Origin of the sequence: uncultured Paraglaciecola sp., from assembly GCF_963977085.1 — a bacterium.
Classification (GTDB): domain Bacteria; phylum Pseudomonadota; class Gammaproteobacteria; order Enterobacterales; family Alteromonadaceae; genus Paraglaciecola.
On sequence record NZ_CAXBNC010000017.1, the window covers coordinates 16,593 to 36,188 of the forward strand.

Below are 19,596 nucleotides of genomic sequence, written 5' to 3' on the forward strand. Positions count from 1 at the left end.
AGTAGTGAAGGTGATAGCAATGAAAGAAGATTCAAGAAATATTGCCGAGTCAGATTTTCCTTTTGCTAAGGGCAGGGCTGAACAACTAAGGTTTCTAGTGAATTATGCGGTATTGGCTCCTTCAAACCATAACAGTCAACCTTGGAAATTTTGCATTCACCATGACCAAATGGATGTATTGATCGATAAAACGAGAATGTTGAGTTTTATTGATCCCCACCTTAGACAGATGAAAATTAGTTGCGGCGCTGCCATAGGTAATGTGGAAGTGGCGGCAAAATATTTTGGATTTGAGCCATTAGTGACACTTTTTAGTCATAGTGCAGACTCAGATGTAGTCGCCACTATTGCCTTAGGTCAGAAAGTGCCTGAAGATCCTCATAATAGCAGTTTGTTCAAGGCTATTTTACGCCGTCAAACCAATCGTCGATTTTTTGCAGATAAAACTGTTGCTAGGCCATTGCTGGAAAAATGTAAAAGCTTAGCTGCCGAATGTGCGGTAGATTTTACTTTTTTAACCACAGATGAAGAAAAAGAAAGGGTGGCAAATTTAAGCGAAATAGCCATTCGTTACCAACATAACCAACCTTGGTTTCGACGAGAATTTTCCTCCCGTTTAAGACGTCATACGTCAGACAAAACAGGGATGTCTAGCTTTGGATTTGCTCCCTTAAATTTACCAACACCTCTAGCTAGATTTATCATGGACTTATTTAACAGCGGTAAGAGTTCAGCCAAGTTTAATCGTCGGAAAATTCTTCAGGGTAGTCCAGCCATTGGTATTTTTACTACAAAAGTGGATGAACAACAAGCATGGTTGAATACAGGCAGAGCACTGTCTTTTGTGCTTTTAGAGTTATGTACTGAGGGGGTCAGTGCATCATTTTTGCATCAAGCTATTGAGGTTGATCATTTAAGGCCGCAGCTTGCAAAAATCATCAGCAGTCGAGGAGTTTCACAAGTGATGTTGCGAATTGGTCAAGCACCTAAAGTGAAGTACTCCAAGCGACGAAAGGTGGAAGACGTTTTTGTGTAAAGACGCCTAAAATCGAACTATTGAACGGCTTATTTAAAATTCTCAGGATGCTTGTTTTTTGTGCTTTTTGGTGGCATTGCCCGTTGCAGAGGCATCCATATGCCAGCCACTTTGAATAGGCGGATAAGTCCACCGTGCCCTCAATACGAATTTTGGTGATGTTTAGGCAATCTTTTTGGTCAATAAATCAGGGGTTAATGGCTGTGTATCTTCTAAGGTAGCTAAGTGTTGAGACTGCGGTAGTGTGGCCAAATAGGTTAGCATGCGTTGTTGTATTGTTTGAAAGTGCAAGGCCTTGGGTTTTTTCCAATCTCCTGGGATCACATAGTCATTCTGCAAAAATTGAACAAAGGCCGTTAACAAGTGTTGGTTTGTTGAAAAATCAGTTAGCGCATTGATTTGCTGTGAGAGTTCTGACGTTGAAGACGCCCTCAGTACCATAGAGTCGATGTTGTAAAAGGCTTCGCCTAAGGTAATCACTTTAGTGCCCAACAGTAGTGACTCTAAACCTACGGTGGAGTTAATGGTAATAACCGCCTCAGCATGGCTAATGATCTCGCTTAATTCACTTTGTTGATCAAAACATAGACGGGGATGTTTAGCCGCTAGTTTATATAATGATGAATACTTGGTTTTAGCGCTAGGGTGTTCTCGAAACACTATATGCAGGTCATCTCTTTGGCTTAATACTAAGGCTTCAACTAATACAGAAAACAACTGATCCATGGATTTTATCCAAGCTGAATTGTCTAATATTTGCGAATCACGGTCTTTCTGAAAAGGTACTAATAGGTATTTTGGGGGGCGCTTAAAACTGATCTTGGGTTTTTTAGTTTTTTTGTATTTACGGCCTTTTATTTTAAATTTTGACTCTAAATCCTGAGATAGTTGGCTGTCATAAAAATGGGCTTGTCGCGGCACACTGTTTAAGGCATTGATGCCGTTAAAATCCATGGTGGTTGATTTAGGCAAGACTCCGTTTTCAAAATAGCAGACGGGAATAGCAAAGTGTTGGTTGACCGCATGAAAGACATTGTCTTGCCATTTGTGGCCGTTCCAAATGGCAACAAGCTTAGGTTTGTTTGCTTGCAGATAATCAAACAGACGGGAATACAAAAGTCTAATTTGTGCCACTAAAATGGGCCGTGACAGTACTTTTATACTCTGCCAAACATCCGCCTTTGCATTGTACAACTCTAATTCGGCCTTGTGTACTATGCCTTGTAAAACATGCTCTGAGAGGACGATTGAAGGGGCATTAGGTAAACCGTGATAGGACTGTACATGGCAACTTAAGGCACTAAGTGACTGTTCTTTGAGTAAATTAAAATAGCGTTTCTTTTTTTTAGTACGATATAAAAATAACACATCAGAATGAGTCACTTGTTTCCCTGTGGCTTGGCTTGTTGTTTTCATCGTTAACCTTTCAATCCAGTTGGCTTATGAATTGGGTGTCTAAGACATCCATCATATTGATGTTGCATGCCTTATGGTGACTAGATCGTTTTACCAAATTATGACAACTGCATTAATTTAACGTTTAACAGCAAAGTGTGTGGTTTTTAGGTTTTGCCCAAAGTGTCGTATCCACGACCAAACGCTGCCTTGGGTATAACGGCCTTTTTCTTGATGTTGAATGCGGTACACACCTTTAATGGGCAGACCTTCGCCTTGTGTGCCTAGAAACCAGCGATAAACGCGATCTTCTAGTGCTTTACACCAGCGACGAGCGGGTTTCTGGTAGATCTCAGACTGTTTGCAATAACCTAAGGCTCTTGCAACATCACCCTTCACAATTTGCAACGGGCCTGTTGCTCGAGTGATGGGCGTGGCCACAAAATCCTCTGGATTTATATCCACTAGGGTGGTGTTCTTTACATCAAAATTTAGCTGATGGTGCTGTGCGGGGAGTGGGGCACTGCGGTTTTCAATTAAAGGAAAAACTAAAGGTGACTGTGTATGCGGTAAACACTGCGCCAGTGAACTGAAACAACTGTGGTGAAAAATAGAATCACAATCCGTAAACCAAATCCAATCAGCCTGAGTCTTTAAGGCCGCATGATTGCGCCCAATGGCACGGCGAAACAAATATTCTTTGGGAAAATTTTGCCAATTCCAGCGGATATGCGCTTTTTTTATTTGCCCAAAATAGCGCAGAATTTGCAGGGTTTTGAGATCACTTTCACAGTAATACACTGTCATAGTGATCATCATGTCTGCGGGAGCATGTAAAACAATAGATGATAATTGATAACGCAACAGGTGAGCGTATTGCCAACAATGGCTCACAATTTCTATTGTGAGTTGCTGATCATTTTTGGGCGACTTTGCTGGTGGTTGTTTGAGTCCTTTGTAAAAAAGTGTGGCGGGCAACAAACCACCGGCAAACTGTTTGATAATAGCGCCCTTTACCCCATCAATTTTAGAATAATAGTTTGGGTGACCGCGGTAATTGTTTTGCAACATCTGAACTTATGCCTAACTCAAAATCCTAAAAGCACTAAGTGTATAGTCTGTTTATGGCACTTTTATGTTATTTGCGGCCCCCACTTCAGGGATAAAAGCAGACACATCAGCCTAGTGTTGCAATATTTCTGTCATGTTAGGTGGTTTACACTGTCGAGATTTTTCGTCAGGAGATGTACTTTGCAACACAAAAAAGTCAAAGCGCCACCATTTGAATGGTCTTTTTTATTACCTTCATATTGGCTGGTATGGTTGAGTATAGTTCTGCTATATAGCATTTCTTGGTTACCCTACAAAGTACAGCGAGGCTTAAGCAAAGGCATGGGGAAATTACTGCAGATCTTTGCTCGCCGGCGCTATCAAATTGCTAAACGCAATCTCGAATTGTGTTTTCCAAATCTAACTCAAGAACAACGGGATAGATTGTTACGGGCCAATTTAGAACATGCTGGTATGGCTATTTTTGAAACTAGCATGGGTTGGTGGTGGCCAAATTGGCGGGTGGCTCAACAAGCCGAATTTGAAAATTATCAGCTGATAGAAGAGATCTTGGCCAAAGGGAAGGGGGTCTTGGCTTTTGCGATCCATAATATGAATCTGGAATTTGCGTGTCGCGTGGTGGGTCTTAAAAATCCATCTGTGGTGTTTTACCGTAAACACAAAAATAAATTAATGGAATACATGCAATACCACGGCCGCACACGTTCGAATAAATACATGATCCCCAGAAAAGATGTATTGGGTTTGCTTAGTGCCCTGAATGATGGCGAAGTGTGTTTTTACTTACCAGACCAAGATTACGGCCGTACTAAGTGTGAATATGCGCCGCTGTTTGCAGTGCCGCAAGTGGCCACAACTACAGGCTCGTTATTGTTTGCCGGCCAAGCAAATTGTGAATCGGTGTTTATGGTTTCTGTGCGTACAACCACAGGTTATAAAATTAAGGTGTTGCCAGGTTTAGAGAATTTCCCCAGTGGTGATGATAATTATGATGTCACACGCGTGAATCAGATGATTGAAAAAATGATCATGCTAGCGCCAGAGCAATATTTATGGATGCATAAACGTTTTAAAACTCGCCCAGATCCTAATGAACCTTCTTTATACCGTTAATCTACTCATGCTGAAGTTAGCGATTAAGTGAAACTCACTCAGTGACACATAAATTACACATGGATGTTTTAGACTGCGAAGCATCAAAATTCTGCCAGTTATCAGGACGCTACATGCAACTACGCTGCACTGACTGTTGTTCAAGGGGCTAGATCGAGTATGTTTAAATGGATAAAAGCCCAAATGGCCTTTAAACGTGCAACTCAAGCTAATGCCAGATCTAACAAATTAATTCGCTATTTAGTCTCAGCGCAGAATTGGTCCATCAACCATGACGGTGAATGTTTAATGGCCAATTTGCCTAAGCCAATTGGCGAGTTAACCATTAGCCACAGTGGCGTTCATCAGGGTATTTTTCACTTTGGTGGCATTGCCGATGCATTGTCTCACGGCAAGGTACGTTGGCCAAATGTTGGTATCGGTTGTGGTCTAACCTGGTTTCATGTGCTTAAAAATGATAAACGCCTCAAACTTGTACCTGCCTTAGATAAACAATTAGATTTTTGGCATTCCTCCTGCCAAAGCACCTTAGATACTTTAATTGCTCATGGTGCTACAGCAACCAAAACTCACTGTATTCCTTTGGGGGTGGACACTGAGGTTTTTACTGTGGCTACCCCTCAGAAAAAGTTGAAATTCAGGCAACAACTGGGTATCGACGAAGATGCGGTTGTTATTGGTTCTTTTCAAAAAGATGGCCGAGGTTGGAATAATGGCCAACAGGCAAAAATGGAAAAAGGCCCAGATGTACTCTGTGACGTACTTGAAACCTTAGCTAAGTCACATAAATTATTTGTGTTACTCAGTGGACCGGCGCGTGGTTATGTTAAAAATCGATTGCGAGGCGCCGGCATCGCGTTTTATCACACGGGTTATCTGCCCCATGCCAATGACGTAGCACCGTATTTTCAAGCACTGGATATTTATCTTATTCCGTCACGCATAGAGGGTGGGCCAAAAGCCTGTTTAGAAGCGCCAGCTTGTGGCATACCTTTGGTGAGTACCAGTGTGGGTATGGTGCCAGACATCATCAAACATGGACGGGACGCCTTAGTGGCCAAAGTAGGTGATACAGATAGTTTAATTGCGTATTGCGAGGCTATCATTCAAGACCCCAATCTAGCGGCAACCCTGGCTCAAAATGGCAGAGTTATTGCAGAAAAGCACAGTTGGAAAAACATTGCGCAGCGCTATTATGATGAGCTCTATCAACCTATGCTCGAAAGGAAAAACAGCTCACTCTAGACAGTCAACCAAGCATAAATACTGTAGCTGAATATAAATGTGTTTAGTGCGCTGGTTTCACTGCAAGCCGGTTAGCCGAAAGACTCAATTAAGCATACTAAGCTGTATTGCACTTTTGGCCTTTAAAGCAATGTCTACAAAGGTATCTACCCTGGCGTTATTGCTGGTTTGTTTATACTGAATTTGTAGTGGAATTTGTGTACTGACATTGTCTAACGCCACAAAGTGGCAGCCTTCACTATACAACTTACTGACGCAATAAGGAGCAATAGCAACACCTAAACCCGCCGCGACTTCAGTGACTAATGTCTGCATGTGTTTTGGTTGGCTGATGATGTTGGGGGAAAATCCTGCTTGCTTGCAAAGTATTATGGTTTCGTCAAAAAGCCCTAGCGCCTCGTTACGATTAAAAATAATAAAGGGTTCTTTTTTAAGTTGCGCTAAATTGATGCTTTGTTTATCTGCAAATTTATGACTTTGGTTTACGATGGCGACGAGTTTATCAATATAAATATCGTGGCTAATAAATTCATCGGCAATTGCGTTAGGCAGCTGCCTTGAAAACCCTATATCAATTTTGTCATTTTTAAGTGCTTCAATTTGTTCGGTCACCGTCATTTCAAATAAGCTCACATGTACTTGGGGAAACTGTGATTTATAAGTGCGTACTAAAGACGCCATAAAAGATAAACATGCTGCACTCAAGTGGGCAATATTAAGCCTACCCACTTTGCCATCATGGGCTCGTCTTGCCTGTGTTTTTGCTTGCTCTGTAAGGGCTAAAATGGCGCTGGCATCTTTTAAAAGTTGTTCACCTGCTTGGGTAATAGCCACATCTCGTGAGTTACGATTAAATAAAACGACTCCAAGTTCGAGCTCTAATGCAGAAATATGACGGCTTATAGCGGGTTGAACCGTATGTAACTCCCGAGCCGCTTCAGAAAAACTTTTATGTTTAGCCACGGTAATAAAGCTTTTTAATACTTTTATATCCACGTTTTCACTCTTAAAATAATAGATGCATACACAATGTGTATAGATTCGGTAATATTTTATCATTTTTGTTATTTATAAATAAGTCTTATGCTCGGCTCATGATTTATTCACTTGATATAAAAGATGTCTAACCCAGAACAGAGCCAGTCGTTAAGTCGATTTATTTTATTACTGATGACAACGGCTATTGCCGCCACTGCTGCCAACCTTTATTACAATCAGCCTATATTGCCGCTTATTGCTGACGAGTTTCATTTAAGTGACGCGGAATTAGGCAGTATTCCGGCACTCACGCAGTTAGGTTATGCCTTTGCACTGTTATTTATTTCGCCTTTGGGGGATTCGGTTGCGCGGCGGCGGGTGATCGGTATTTTATCGTGTCTGTTAGTTGTTTCTTGTGGGGTTGCAGTGATAGCGCCTAACTTGCCGATATTGCTGGTGGCCGTGTTTTTAATAGGTGTGAGCGCCAATATTACCCAACAATTAATTCCCTTTGCCGCTTCACTGGTGTCGGCTAAAAACAAAGGGGCAACCCTTGGTACTTTAATGATGGGGTTAACTATTGGGATCTTACTTTCCAGAACCCTAAGTGGATTTGTGGGTGAGCAGTTTGGTTGGCGCAGCGTCTTTATAATGTCAGCGCTGTTGGCCGCAGTATTTGGCGTTTTGCTGGGTGTGTTTTTACCCACAAACAATCCAGACACTCGCTTACGTTACTGGCCACTTATAAAAAGTACTTTAGCTCTATTTGCTCAACATAAATCCTTGCAGCAGTTCACCCTTGCAGGAGCATGTTGGTTTGCCTCTTTTAATGTACTTTGGGCAACATTGGCAATTTATGTCAGTGAGGCACCTTTTGAATACAACGCTCAGCAGGCAGGACTATTTGGTGTGATTGCATTAGCTGGGGTAATAGGTGCTAAAGTGTCTGGAAGGTGGGTTAATCATTTGGGCTCCAAAACCTTAGTAATGATTGCTCTTGGGCTCGCTGCTGCTGGTTTTGCAATAACAGGGTGGTTTGCGGGCAACCTAGTATCATTAATTGTAGGCATTATTTTAATCGACTTTGCCATCTTCAGTGCCCAAGTGGCAAATCAGGTGCGTGTATTCAGTATTGATCCCAAAGCACAAAGTCGCATAAATGGCATTTATATGTTGGGTTATTATCTGGGTGGGGCGCTGGGCTCTATTGTGGGCGTCAAAGCCTTTTCATTGTACCAATGGCCTGGTGTGGTGGCGGTTAGCATTCTATTTATTTTGCTCAGTGGAATGTTTAATTGGCCCACAAAAAAATAAACACTTTGTTTCGCTGCACTTATTGAACTTAGCTTGTGTACTAACAATCGAAAAATTCACAAATATTAAAGAGAGAACTATGACAAATTCAATAAAACTAACAACAGGTAGTCAATTTCCTACTGTAGAAGCGACGCTACTCGATGGCACTAGTGTCAATCTGGGAAAGGCACACAGTGGTGCAGATTGGCAGATGTTAGTTGTATACAGAGGCAAACATTGTCCACTGTGTGTACGATATCTGAATCTACTCGAAGCACATCAACAATCCTTAAAAGACATTGGTGTCAGTGTCTCTGCCGTTTCCGCTGATTCAAAAGCACAACTTGCTGAAAATATGGAAAAATTAACTATCACTTATCCAATTGCTTACGGCTTAACAGAACAGCAAATGAAGCAGCTAGGACTTTATATCTCGTTGCCTCGCTCTGAAAACGAAACCGATCATAACTTTGCAGAGCCTGGGTTATTTGTGATTAATGAACAGGGGGTATTGCAAGCTGTTAACATCTCTAATACACCGTTTTTGCGCCCAGAATTAGATGTGGTCGTAAGAGGTTTAAGCTTCGTTCGCAGCCAAGATGATTATCCCATTCGCGGTACCCTAGCTTATTAATTTTTAACACATAAGACAGCGATCATACTCTAAAAAGTGGATTGAGCGTTGTTGTGCTTTTAGTGGCTATTCATTTTTAAGAATTGCTGACTGGTTTGCCATCCAAGGTTTTGTAATTGTTTGGCTTGTTCTAGTGGTAAACCCGCGGTGTAGCTCAGGCCTGCGGGTGATTTGCCTTGCAGGGTTGCGTAAAAAACACAGGCAGCTAGGTACGAGCCGGCTAAGCTGGGGTGTTTTTCGAGTGTTTGATAGACTACTTGGCCGTGTTCATCGATGCCTTGTACATCTTTGCTATACAGCTCAATAGTCGGAAACTTTTCCTGACTGGCAGCAAAGGCTAGTCCAACCGGCACCACTAACATATTCAATTTATTGGCTTGTGCCACATAGGCATCACGCAATTGTTGCACCATGGCTTTATTACCTTTATAGGCCCAGGTCATAAAAAATACCGGTGTGCCATGATAGGCGCGAATTAACTTCGCAAGCTGGCCACTGGCCTGTTGAAACTCTGTAGCACTGCTGTTGTTTTTTATGGGGCCATTGCTGTATTCCTGCATTACCACCACATCCCATGACTGAGAGTTAGGTCGCGTCAGTAATTCGCTAAAGCCGGCTAGATGTTCTGCGAGGCGCCCCCCTGAAATGGTTTTCTGGCGGGTGCTAAACTCACTGTTATTCCACAAGCCAGATGATCTAACAAGATTACTGTAAAGCGTTGCGATGCCATTGTTGTAATAACTATAGCTATTACCAATAAACAACACCTTAGAAGGGGCGTCGATATCGACTACTGTTGGCGATAAATTATTTGGGGTTGCCATGCTTTCACAAGAAAATATCAGGACAGCGAACACCCCCCATAAACACTTTAGTCTGAACATATTTTTATCTCTGTTTGATTTTATTCATTGGTGTTTTGACAGCTCGATGAAACAGTGAGTTTTGCCGGATAAGCGGGTAACTTGTGACTATTGGATAAATTAGCCCGAGCAGGATTACTTTGCCATGCATAGCTGACGTGAGTGATCTTATTGGCATTTTCGACCTTTAGTAACACATAATTTTGCTGCAAGTCACCCTCTACCCAGTGATAGTTAAGGTTGTCATTACTGATGGCAAAACCCTGCACTTTATGGTCTGGGCCGCTTATTGCCAATGGTAAAAATACGGATGGTGAAAGTGCACTGTGTACTTTTATCGCATTATCACTCACACGCTCTGCGCAAGTTAATAAGGGGCCCTGATAGACCACATTGGCTTGGTTATAGTGTGTTTTTAATGCCGCATTGGCCAAGCGTTTGCCCACCGAGGCTTTATCTTTAGGATGAATGTCATTCCATTCCCCTAAGTCAATCGCCGACACCATGGCGGTATTGGGCAGAGCGAGGCCGCTGGTTTGTGCGGCGCGAATATCAGCCCAACCAGCGATGCTAGGGTCATCTTGTGCATCTAAAAAATTGGCGAGCTGCACATATAAAAAAGGCAGTTTGGGTTGCGCAAAAAGGGTTCGCCATTGGGTGATCATAGCCGGAAATAAGAGTTGGTAAACAGCTGGGTCTTTAGCATTACTTTCACCCTGATACCAAATCACGCCCTTTAACTGCGTTCGAGCTAATGGTGCTAACATGGCATTGTAAAATACTGAAGGTTGTTCATTGGTTTTGAACTGAGGTTTTGGCAGTGGTCTGGACATGCGGTAACCTACTTGGTATCGCCACAATCCACTGAGTGGGATGTGCGAATCGTCAAAGCGCACTTGATAGGGTTTAGCAGGCACAAAACCGGATTTTTTGGCATTATGAGACACAATGCGTACGCTGATTTGGTTGAGTCCTGGTTTCAGCACGCCGCTGTTTAGTGCATACACACGTTGTGGATATTGATAGGGCGTACTGCCAACTAATTGGCCATTAATGTACACTTCATCTTGATCCACAATACGCCCAAGTTCGAGACTCGCAGACTGAGTTGTTTGCTCAGCAGACACATTAAATGAGCGCCTAAACCACATGCTGCCACTAAAGGTCTCTTGCCCTTGGTTAGTCCAATAACCGGGCATTGAAAGTTGTGGCCATTGGTCGTCTTTTAGCTGTGCAGAAGACCAGCCATTGCGTAAGCCAAGATCATTAGCTGCCAACTCTTGCTGCCATTGTTGCTGTTGGTCTTTATCACTCGCCACTAGCTGCTTTATATTACTTGCTACTTTATTTCGCTGTATTAGTGCTAGTTCTCTGGGGTAGGCCGCTAGCGCTTGCTCACTTAACCAAGCTTGTATACGTGCACCGGCATAAGCGTTGTTAATGATGCCTATAGGTACGCCAGTTTTCTCTTGAAGGTGTTTGGCAAAGAAGTAGCCCACCGCAGAAAACTCTCTTAACGCTTCCCCTTGGGCAATGAGCCATTGCCCTTTAGCGACTCTAGTTAAAGGCTCTTGGTAGGCGGCATGACGCGCCACTCTGAACTGGCGGATTTGCGGCAAGTTAGCAGATGCGATTTCTGACTGGTAGTCACTGCCCAGTGTCCCGAGAGTGTACTCCATATTAGATTGCCCAGAGGCCAGCCACAGATCACCAAACAATATATTGTCTAAAACAATCATTTGGCTTTGGGTTTGCAAGCTTAATGTGTGCGGGCCGCCAGCGGCGGTTACTGGCAAAGTAAACTCGAAAGCACCTTGCTGCACCTCAAGGGATTGCAACTGAACTCCGTCCATGGAGATCTTGATACGCTCATGACTGTCAGCATATCCCTGCACAGTATTAACTGTATCCCTCTGCAACAGCATATTACTGTCAAATTGCGGGGCTAAGGTGAGCTTCGCATCGGCGGAAAATACCGCCAATACCAAACTCAGCTTTACAGCCAGTATGACACTGGCTGCTTTTTTACATTTGCTATTTAACAATGACTTCATAAAGTGCAATGGGGCAATCTTTGTGAGTTTTAAGCAGTTTAATTTGCAGCTGGTCACTGCTAATAGCTGTGGGTAAAACACAATGTACTACCCCTTGATAGTTATCAGTTTTCTCAAATAGGACTGTTCCTTGCGCATCTAGAATTTGAACATGTTCAACACAAAAGGGCACACGATCTTCTGGATGTCCATATAGCGTTGATTCGAGGGCATGATCAAAATCAGCATCCAAGTGCAAAATAATCTCGCTTATGTTTTGCGGTTGTGGCCACTCAAGTGTTAATTCAGCTTCAGTTTGGTTTAATGCTGCACACCAAACATTGCTACGTTGATACGGCCGTGTATAACCATTAGTCAAGTTAGCGGCTGCAAAACAATCCAGTGGTGGATTGATTGTGAGGGCAAGGTTATGCCCACCTGGGCGTCTTTCAGGTGTCCAAAATTCAAATTCATCTACCCCTTTGTCACCTTCTACCACTTGTTTGCCGTTATTAGACACCGCCTTATTAACGCCATTAAATACCGCTACTAAACTAGAAACACGACTCGTTGTGCAGGCAATTTCAATGTCAGGATTGGCTAAAAAGCACAACATGGCGTATTGATCTTCAGCTAATGTCTCAGCAAAGTTCACCTCTAGTTGATGTTCACCGGCGCTCAAAACAAAACTCTGCTGGCCGAGAATGACCTCTGGCGTATAGTTCGTCACTTTTTCACTGTGGCGTAATTGCGCATACAGTATGGTGTCTTTTAGGGCCCGTACCTTGACCCCAAATTGATAGGTTGTGTCTTTTTGTAATGGTAATAACTGACCTGCAGATATCTTTAGAGGTCGCCAAGGGCCATTATCTTGCATTGCATTAAGTTGCAATTCGCTAGAGGCACTGATCTTGGCTTTACTTGCCAAATTGTAGTGGGGCTGCATTGGCACATTGGGAATAAAGTGTCCTTTCTCATTGAGGTTTTGTTGCAAGTTTTTAATATGCGTAGCTTGCAGTAACTGCGCCGGTGTACACGCTTGATTCAAACAATAAGCAACCGCTTCACCTACAGCTTGCCCACCATGGCCACAGGTTGCCATTACCCTAGTGGAGCCAAAGGCGATATGGGAAACACTAATAATGCGCCCCGCAAAAAATAAGTTATCAATGTCTTTACTGATAAAAGAACCCAGAGGAATTTGATACACCCCTTTGGTATGGAATTGGGTACAAGGTGGTTTTTCACTGTATATGCCATCACCGGGATGGTGGTCAATTGCCCAGCCACCAAAAGATATTGCATCATCACAGGGTTGCTGTGTTACCACATCTTGTTGTGTCATAAACGAGTGCCCAATAAAACGTCGGCTTTCACGTTTTCCAGGAATGGTACCTACCCATTCTAATGTGAGGTTTTCTACATTTTCAAATTTACCGCTGTTTTTAATGTAATCCCATACTCCGTAGACGACTTTCCACAACTGCCATTTAATGTCTTCTGATTCACCTACTGTATCGCTGTTGCCACCGTATTCGAGCCACCATAGCCGTGGTCCTACATCTTGGCTACGAATGCGCTTCATTCTGTCTTCGGTCATGCCGTCTATGCTTGCAAATGACGGTGCAACATATTTCACGGGTTTGCCGGCGTCTTTACTATAAAAGTAAATAGAATGACCCAACAATTCTTTATCTGGCAGTTCTGGCGCCATTTTCTCTGAAAACTCGCTGCTGGCTTCTGCGCCCATTCGAAATTCTGCACCTGCCTGAAAAGCGACTATGCCATCCCCGGATACATCACAAAAATAGCTGCCATGCAGAGCATAAAACTTACTATTTTGAGAGCAAAACCCTTCAACTGAAGCAATGTTGTTATCTGCATTTTTGTGGGTGGCAAACACCGAGGTGTTTAATAATAAGGTAATGTTTTTTTCTTCCACCACTTTTTCAAGCATGATGGTATCGAAAATAAGTGCGTTACCTTCTTTATTACGAAACAGGTTTTCCAACAACAATTCGCCAATAATGCCTCCCTCTCGAGACCAGCGATTATTATTGCCCATGTGAGATGTTGCCCCTAAGACCCATAGTCTGACTTCGCTTGATGCATTGCCACCTAATACCGGACGGTCCTGCACTAAAGTGACTTTTACACCTGCTCGTGCGGCTGAAATAGCACAACAAACGCCTGCAATACCGCCCCCGATAACGACGAGATCGGACTTTACCGTTTCTACGGTGGAGGATCTGCCATGAGGTTCGGTCAGTTCGTGATACATGATTACTTTGCTCCTAAAATAACTTTATTAGTTTTTAACAAAAACCACAGCGCAGGCAGCGCAATGATAAGTCCAACACCAAGGGTCTCGGCATTGGCAGAATCGGTTACAGCGCCTAAACATATGAGTAGAATTCCTATGGCAAGAATGCCTATGCTGAGAATTTTTTTGCTGTAGGTGTTGTCACTCGCTTGTACCTCGCTATTCGGTGCATCTTGGGTTTCGCGACTTAATTGGTATTCAATGTAGTTGTCGTAATCAGGATTAGTGCTACGAGACCGGTAGTAATAGACTTCAAATCCAATCAACCATATTACCGGTGTAATAACGCCCAGCATCATTTCCCACTCTCTGCTTAACGACAGGTCAAATAGACTAGGTGTGACAAATTTAAAGAAGGCATTAATCAATAAGCTAAACAGGGTGGTAAGCAATAGGCTTTTGCCGGTTTGACGTTTGGAAAAAATGGCCCAAATAGGCGGTAAATAAAGTGATGCACCAGTGAGTGCCGCAATACTTAATACAACTTCAACAATTCCTCCCATGCTTTGTACCGCCAAAGCAACGGTAATCGCCAAAAAGCCAAAAACAAAAGTAGATATTCTCGCGACTTTCATTAAGCGTTGTGCCGGATAGTTAGGTTTTATGGATTTGAATAAATCATTAGTGAAAACACCCGCTGCAATATTGATGGCGGTGTTGACTGAGCTAGCAGTTGCAAAAACCATGGCCGCCAGTATCAAACCAAGCAGGCCTTCAGGCACCACTAGTTTACTCATAAGCAGGTACGCTTCTTCTGCTTCTGTGCCAGATAAGTCGGGATTAATTACCCGATATATCATAGGCGGTAACATCCAAATTATAGGCGCGACTAAATACAGCCCCCCAAATAATAATCCTACTTTTCTGGCATCTTTAGGTTTTGCAACACTGGTATAACGTTGCACGTACGCCCAATTACCACCGATAAAAACAGTGTTATAAATCACAAAAGCGATGAGAAAAATCCAACTGTAGTTTTCATTTTGCAACGCCATAAAGCCATCGGGTAGTTTACTTAAAAAGGTGTTTACGCCACCCACTTCCCCAAACGCGAGTGGGATAATAATCAGCACAGCGGCTGTCAGTACCACAAATTGCAACACATCAGTTACTAGTACTGCCCAGAGTCCACCTACTGTGGTGTAAGCAATAACAAATAAACCCAGTACCAATATCGCCATATTCAGCGGGATACCTGTGGACACTTCGATAATTTTGCCGACCGGATACAGAAACGCGCCAGCAGTAAATAGGTTGATAAACAGAAAGGCCGAAGAATAGATTTTTTGTACTGACTTGCCTGCTCTGTGGGTAAGATAGTCGGCAACGGTTAACGCCCGTGTTTTATTCCAAGCAGGCGCAATGATGCAACCAATAATAATACCGGCAACGGCCATAGTGGATTGAATAACCACGGCTACCAAACCATCGCTGTAGGCGATAGATCCCCAGACGACAAAAGTCCCAACAGAGAAAAAGCTCATGAACAGCGAAAGCCCGCTTATCCACCATGGAACTGCCCCTCCAGCGGCAAAGAAGGAAGTCATACTCTTACCGCTGCGGGAGAACATTAATCCTAAAAATAAAATAACTAACGCAAATGCGACAGCGACATAATAATCAAATTGGTTCATAACGTTTCTTTCAAATAATGGAGCCAGATACTTAATGATAACGACAATACACTGCAATTTGCTGCGCTATCGGTTTAACCTAAGCAGCAGAGCTTAATGTACTGGTTAGCCATAAAGCGTTAACCTCGATACGAATAATGCAAATATGTATCACTATTAGAAACATGTCAATGTAAATGTATTGTTATTTTTATATTTATAAGAAGCGTTTATAAGTCGTTTTTAACGATATTTGTTCATTTAAGTCTTTCTTGGTGAGGCTTTGGTGGTTTTGGTGACTGCGGGGGTAAAAGTATGCATAAAGTTGTTCAAATGTAAAAAATGTAAAAAATATAAAACAAAAAAGCTTGTATTGTATCTATTATAGACTTATAAATGTCCATGGAATACTAATGACATGTAAAAACCGGCATGACACTAACAAGTGGAATGTCTTGTTAATCAAGGGGGCACAAATGAATAAGTCGACTAAACAGACTCTTAAACTGAATAAAATAACCAAAACATTTATTACTATGGGCACACTGGTATTGGCGTTTTCTGGCTATGCACAGGAACAACAAGACGCAGCACAAGCAAGTGATGAAAATGTAGAACTAATCCAGGTCACTGGCATTAGAAGTCAGCTCACCCAAGCGGTAGCCACTAAACGTGACAGTGTGCAGTTTGTTGATGCCATTTCGGCAGATGATATGGGTAAATTACCTGATGCCAATGTAGCTGAATCTTTGCAACGGGTTTCAGGTGTGCAGTTGGAACGAGGAATTGGAGAAGGTAGTACCATTTCGATTCGGGGGTTAAGTCAAAATGTTATTTTGGTTAATGGCCGTCAGGTAACCACAGCCGGTGGGCGCGGTGATAAAGGTCCAGATACCTTAGAGTCTTCGTCTTATAGTATGTTGTCACTGATCCCTTCTAGTCTGGTTTCCAGTCTGGAAGTTTCAAAATTAGCCAGCGCCAACGAAATTGAAGGCGCCTTGGGTGGCATAGTCAATATCAAAACCCGTCGTCCTTTAGATAACGACGGCCAAAAATTTGTGGCCAGCGCTACCGGTTCTTACAATGATTTATCGGAAGAAGGTGGTTCAGAGATATCTGCTTATTACTCGAATTCCTTTTTAGATAATACCTTGGGTGTACAAGTCGCTGCGTCAAGTGCTAGCCAAACCTTTCAGGAAGAAGGGCTAAATACTTTCTCAGGTTATAGTTATGATACTTCGGTCACTGCTGATCCTACTGAAGAAACCTTAGTGTTTAACGATATACGTTATTGGGAAATCAATGACAAACGCGACAGGGTGGGCTTAAATGCTATGGTTCAGTGGCAAGCTACTGATTCTTTAGAACTGTACTTTGATACTTTTTATAGCAAAGTGGACTCAGATCGGGACCGTTTCTGGACCGGATTTTGGACCTGTTGTGGTTATGAAAACACCGAGATTTCAGACAATGGTGTATTAACCTCAGGTACGGTCAACCGACCAGTGCAAGCCAACACCGAGTATGCGCCTGCTTATATGGAATTTACTAGTAGTGCACTAGGCTTTAAGTGGTTTGCCGATGATTGGGAAGTCGCGGGTGAGTTTGCTTACACAGACTCAACCTCTAATTCGCAACAAGATTTTATGCGTTTTCAAACTGCAGCCAGTGCCGAAGTCGATTTTGATTTGTTAGCAGGTGATGATGCACCTGATGTGACTTTTGGCAATGCGGACTTAACTTCGCCAGAAGGGCTTAACCTAGCCATCGTTTATGACAATACCTCTTACAATGAAACCACAGATGCGGCTGCCAAAGTCGACTTTACGCGTTTTTTTGATGGGGATTTTTTAACCTCAGTGCAGTTTGGTGGACGGGCCAATACCCTTGATACCAGTCATGATTATGTGGCTCGTGCCATTACACCTAATATTGCATTAACCGATTTGCCACAAATTTATACTATGTACAGTAACACCAATTTTTTCTCTGGTGATGGCCCAGCGGTTAATAACCAATATTTGGTTGTGGACAAAAGTAAATGGCAAGGCTGTACCACTTTAAGTGATTATTATGATGCGGCAGGCACTGCAGAATGTGCCACTACTCATGATCTTTCACCTTCCTATAAGATCAAGGAAGATATTGTTGCTTTATACACTCAAGCAAACTTTACCAGTGAGTTAGGCGGTCATGATATTTCCGGTAACTTCGGTGTACGTTATGTTCAAAGGGATTTAACCTCAGAAGGTCACTCTGAAGATGTGGCAACAGGCGTCGCTACTCCTTTTACAACTAAAGTGTCGCATTCTGAATTTTTACCTTCTGCTATGGTAAAAATGGATCTAACGGATGATCTGGTATTACGCTTCGGTGCGGCTCGTACTCTGACGTTTCCTGATACCTCAGATCTAAGCAGCGGTATTTTTGTTCGCGGTGACTTTACGGCCAATGGCGGTAACCCTGAGCTAGACCCTTTTATTATCAATCAGTTAGACTTTTCTGCTGAGTGGTATTTTGGTGAAAGTAGCATTTTGTCTGCGGGCGTATTTTATAAAGACGTTGAATCTTTTATTGTGAATACAATCCAGCCACGTGATTTGCCAAATTATAGTCAGCAAGTCTTTGTTGAACAGCCAATCAATGGTGAAAGCGGCACGATCCAAGGTTTAGAAGTGTTGTATCAACAGGCATTTACAGAACTACCGGGATTTCTTAAAGACACAGGTATTATGGCAACCTATTCATTCATTGACAGTGAAACGCCTTTTGAAGATGGACGCGGAAATAGTTTACCTATTCCAGGTTTGTCAGAAAATAACATTAATTTGGTCGCCTATTATGAAGTTGATTCTTTTGGTATTCGGGTTGCTTATAACTGGCGTGATGACTATTTAGGTTATTTAGGTGCTGGGGATAACGGCGTGTTTTATAAAAGTTATCAAGATTTAGCTGTTACCGCTAACTACAAGATTAACGAGAATGTTAGCTTAAATTTCCAAGCTGTTAACTTACTCGATACCAGACAAAAACAATATGCAGCTTATGAAGAAGCTATTCAGCGTAATGTTGAGTTTGGTACCACTTACAAAATGAGTGTTTCTGTTAACTTTTAATTGCAGTTGTCTATACGCTGTCACTCAGTGACAGCGTCATTTAATTTTTGCAGTATTGCCTAGTGGCATTTCTATGTAGAATGACTGCAAATAACCATAGTTCTACAAAATAAATTATGCTCAATTCCAGCGCAAATCTAAAAAAACACGGTAGTCAGTTAAACCACAGCCTTATTGAAGGTATTAACGTTTTACAAGGCCTCGCATCCTACGATCGTCCAGTAGGTTGTCGTGAATTAGCGCGTTACCTAGAATTGGATACCACTCGTGTCAATCGTTTGTTACGCACCTTAGACTTTATCGGTCTGGTACGTAAAAATGAAGATCGCAAATATGTTACCGGACCAGCTATGTTGGTATTAGCCGCCCAAGGATTGTGTGCGTCTGGTGTCACGACAAAAGCAATTAAACCCTTAGAAGAACTCCGCAAATATGGCTTAGTAGTGGCAATGGGGGTGTTATGGCATGACAAAGTTACCTACCTTTATCACTCGTTGCCTGATATGGGAGAGGAAAGCCCACTCGGTCGTCTAGGGTATTTCCCCGCAACTGAATGTGGTACAGGTATTTCGTTGTTGTCAGATCTTGAAGATGAAGAAGTGCGTGTTTTATATCAAGATCGCGACATTCCTGGTTTTCCCGAAGGAGTGGAAAGTTTGCTAGCTGCTCTAAATCAATATCGTGAGCAAGGTTACGTTAGGATGCAAACGCACTATAAAACCCATTTACCTCACCATTCGGTCACCATAGCCGTTAACGTTAAAGGTAACATGCACAGTGCCATTGCACTCTCAGGTTGGATCCCAGAAGAGGCCACCGAAGAGCTGGTCACCTTATTGAAAAACAAAGCCAAAGAAATTGAGTAACTAACCACTTAGTA

Annotated in this window: 14 protein-coding genes; 7 read left to right on the plus strand and 7 right to left on the minus strand. The window is 42.6% G+C overall.

Annotated elements, in window-relative coordinates; translation table 11 throughout:
• The first annotated feature begins 19 nt into the window (after positions 1-19).
• Positions 20-1,036 carry a hypothetical protein gene (locus tag AAC000_RS17170; RefSeq protein WP_339724370.1) on the plus strand — a complete coding sequence of 339 codons (1,017 nt, stop codon included), beginning with the start codon at positions 20-22 and terminating at the stop codon, positions 1,034-1,036.
• A 162-nt stretch (positions 1,037-1,198) separates the two neighbouring features.
• Here the strand turns inward: AAC000_RS17170 and AAC000_RS17175 are convergent, their stop codons facing one another.
• Positions 1,199-2,452, minus strand: coding sequence for a hypothetical protein (locus AAC000_RS17175; RefSeq protein ID WP_339724371.1), 1,254 nt, complete (start codon positions 2,450-2,452; stop codon positions 1,199-1,201).
• A gap of 117 nt (positions 2,453-2,569) precedes the next feature.
• Entirely contained in the window at positions 2,570-3,502 is a 933-nt protein-coding gene (locus AAC000_RS17180; protein WP_339724373.1) for a glycosyltransferase family 2 protein, read from the minus strand.
• A gap of 180 nt (positions 3,503-3,682) precedes the next feature.
• On the opposite strand from AAC000_RS17180, the gene lpxL reads away from it, so the two are divergent.
• Both lpxL and AAC000_RS17190 read left to right on the plus strand, forming a co-directional pair.
• Positions 3,683-4,615, plus strand: coding sequence for an LpxL/LpxP family Kdo(2)-lipid IV(A) lauroyl/palmitoleoyl acyltransferase (gene lpxL / locus AAC000_RS17185; RefSeq protein WP_339724374.1), 933 nt, complete (start codon positions 3,683-3,685; stop codon positions 4,613-4,615).
• Between the two features lie 159 nt (positions 4,616-4,774).
• On the plus strand, positions 4,775-5,860 hold the full coding sequence (locus tag AAC000_RS17190; RefSeq protein ID WP_339724375.1) for a glycosyltransferase family 4 protein: 1,086 nt from the start codon (positions 4,775-4,777) through the stop codon (positions 5,858-5,860).
• A gap of 84 nt (positions 5,861-5,944) precedes the next feature.
• Here AAC000_RS17190 and AAC000_RS17195 read toward each other — a convergent pair whose 3' ends face one another.
• Positions 5,945-6,856, minus strand: a complete 912-nt coding sequence (locus tag AAC000_RS17195; protein WP_339724377.1) for a LysR family transcriptional regulator — start codon at positions 6,854-6,856, stop codon at positions 5,945-5,947.
• 123 nt (positions 6,857-6,979) lie between these two features.
• Between AAC000_RS17195 and AAC000_RS17200 the strand changes: the two genes are divergently transcribed.
• Together AAC000_RS17200 and AAC000_RS17205 are read left to right on the plus strand one after the other, a co-directional pair.
• Entirely contained in the window at positions 6,980-8,152 is a 1,173-nt protein-coding gene (locus AAC000_RS17200; protein WP_339724379.1) for an MFS transporter, read from the plus strand.
• A gap of 79 nt (positions 8,153-8,231) precedes the next feature.
• Entirely contained in the window at positions 8,232-8,768 is a 537-nt protein-coding gene (locus tag AAC000_RS17205; RefSeq protein ID WP_339724381.1) for a redoxin domain-containing protein, read from the plus strand.
• Between the two features lie 59 nt (positions 8,769-8,827).
• Here the strand turns inward: AAC000_RS17205 and AAC000_RS17210 are convergent, their stop codons facing one another.
• The 4 genes from AAC000_RS17210 to AAC000_RS17225 are packed head-to-tail and all read right to left on the minus strand — an operon-like array spanning position 8,828 to position 15,621.
• Positions 8,828-9,652, minus strand: a complete 825-nt coding sequence (locus AAC000_RS17210) for a hypothetical protein (protein WP_339724382.1) — start codon at positions 9,650-9,652, stop codon at positions 8,828-8,830.
• Positions 9,653-9,672: 20 nt separating this feature from the next.
• Positions 9,673-11,676, minus strand: coding sequence for a sialate O-acetylesterase (locus tag AAC000_RS17215; protein ID WP_339724383.1), 2,004 nt, complete (start codon positions 11,674-11,676; stop codon positions 9,673-9,675).
• The gene (locus AAC000_RS17220; protein ID WP_339724384.1) at positions 11,666-13,945 is read right to left on the minus strand and encodes an FAD-dependent oxidoreductase; all 2,280 of its coding nucleotides are present in this window, start codon (positions 13,943-13,945) and stop codon (positions 11,666-11,668) included. Before AAC000_RS17220 ends, AAC000_RS17215 begins: the two co-directional genes overlap by 11 nt.
• A 2-nt stretch (positions 13,946-13,947) precedes the next feature.
• Positions 13,948-15,621, minus strand: coding sequence for a sodium:solute symporter family protein (locus AAC000_RS17225; protein WP_339724386.1), 1,674 nt, complete (start codon positions 15,619-15,621; stop codon positions 13,948-13,950).
• Positions 15,622-16,076: 455 nt separating this feature from the next.
• Here AAC000_RS17225 and AAC000_RS17230 point away from each other — a divergent pair, with 455 nt between their 5' ends.
• Together AAC000_RS17230 and AAC000_RS17235 are read left to right on the plus strand one after the other, a co-directional pair.
• The gene (locus AAC000_RS17230) at positions 16,077-18,716 is read left to right on the plus strand and encodes a TonB-dependent receptor (RefSeq protein WP_339724388.1); all 2,640 of its coding nucleotides are present in this window, start codon (positions 16,077-16,079) and stop codon (positions 18,714-18,716) included.
• 116 nt (positions 18,717-18,832) lie between these two features.
• Positions 18,833-19,582, plus strand: coding sequence for a helix-turn-helix domain-containing protein (locus AAC000_RS17235; protein ID WP_339724389.1), 750 nt, complete (start codon positions 18,833-18,835; stop codon positions 19,580-19,582).
• The last annotated feature ends 14 nt before the right edge of the window (positions 19,583-19,596 follow it).

Bases quoted from the DNA above. Each gene is read 5' to 3' on its own strand.
- AAC000_RS17170 (WP_339724370.1), top strand. From the start codon at position 20: ATGAAAGAAGATTCAAGAAATATTGCCGAGTCAGATTTTCCTTTTGCT.
- AAC000_RS17175 (WP_339724371.1), bottom strand. From the start codon at position 2,452: ATGAAAACAACAAGCCAAGCCACAGGGAAACAAGTGACTCATTCTGAT.
- AAC000_RS17180 (WP_339724373.1), bottom strand. From the start codon at position 3,502: ATGTTGCAAAACAATTACCGCGGTCACCCAAACTATTATTCTAAAATT.
- AAC000_RS17190 (WP_339724375.1), top strand. From the start codon at position 4,775: ATGTTTAAATGGATAAAAGCCCAAATGGCCTTTAAACGTGCAACTCAA.
- AAC000_RS17200 (WP_339724379.1), top strand. From the start codon at position 6,980: ATGTCTAACCCAGAACAGAGCCAGTCGTTAAGTCGATTTATTTTATTA.
- AAC000_RS17205 (WP_339724381.1), top strand. From the start codon at position 8,232: ATGACAAATTCAATAAAACTAACAACAGGTAGTCAATTTCCTACTGTA.
- AAC000_RS17210 (WP_339724382.1), bottom strand. From the start codon at position 9,652: ATGTTCAGACTAAAGTGTTTATGGGGGGTGTTCGCTGTCCTGATATTT.
- AAC000_RS17220 (WP_339724384.1), bottom strand. From the start codon at position 13,945: ATGTATCACGAACTGACCGAACCTCATGGCAGATCCTCCACCGTAGAA.
- AAC000_RS17225 (WP_339724386.1), bottom strand. From the start codon at position 15,621: ATGAACCAATTTGATTATTATGTCGCTGTCGCATTTGCGTTAGTTATT.
- AAC000_RS17230 (WP_339724388.1), top strand. From the start codon at position 16,077: ATGAATAAGTCGACTAAACAGACTCTTAAACTGAATAAAATAACCAAA.
- AAC000_RS17235 (WP_339724389.1), top strand. From the start codon at position 18,833: ATGCTCAATTCCAGCGCAAATCTAAAAAAACACGGTAGTCAGTTAAAC.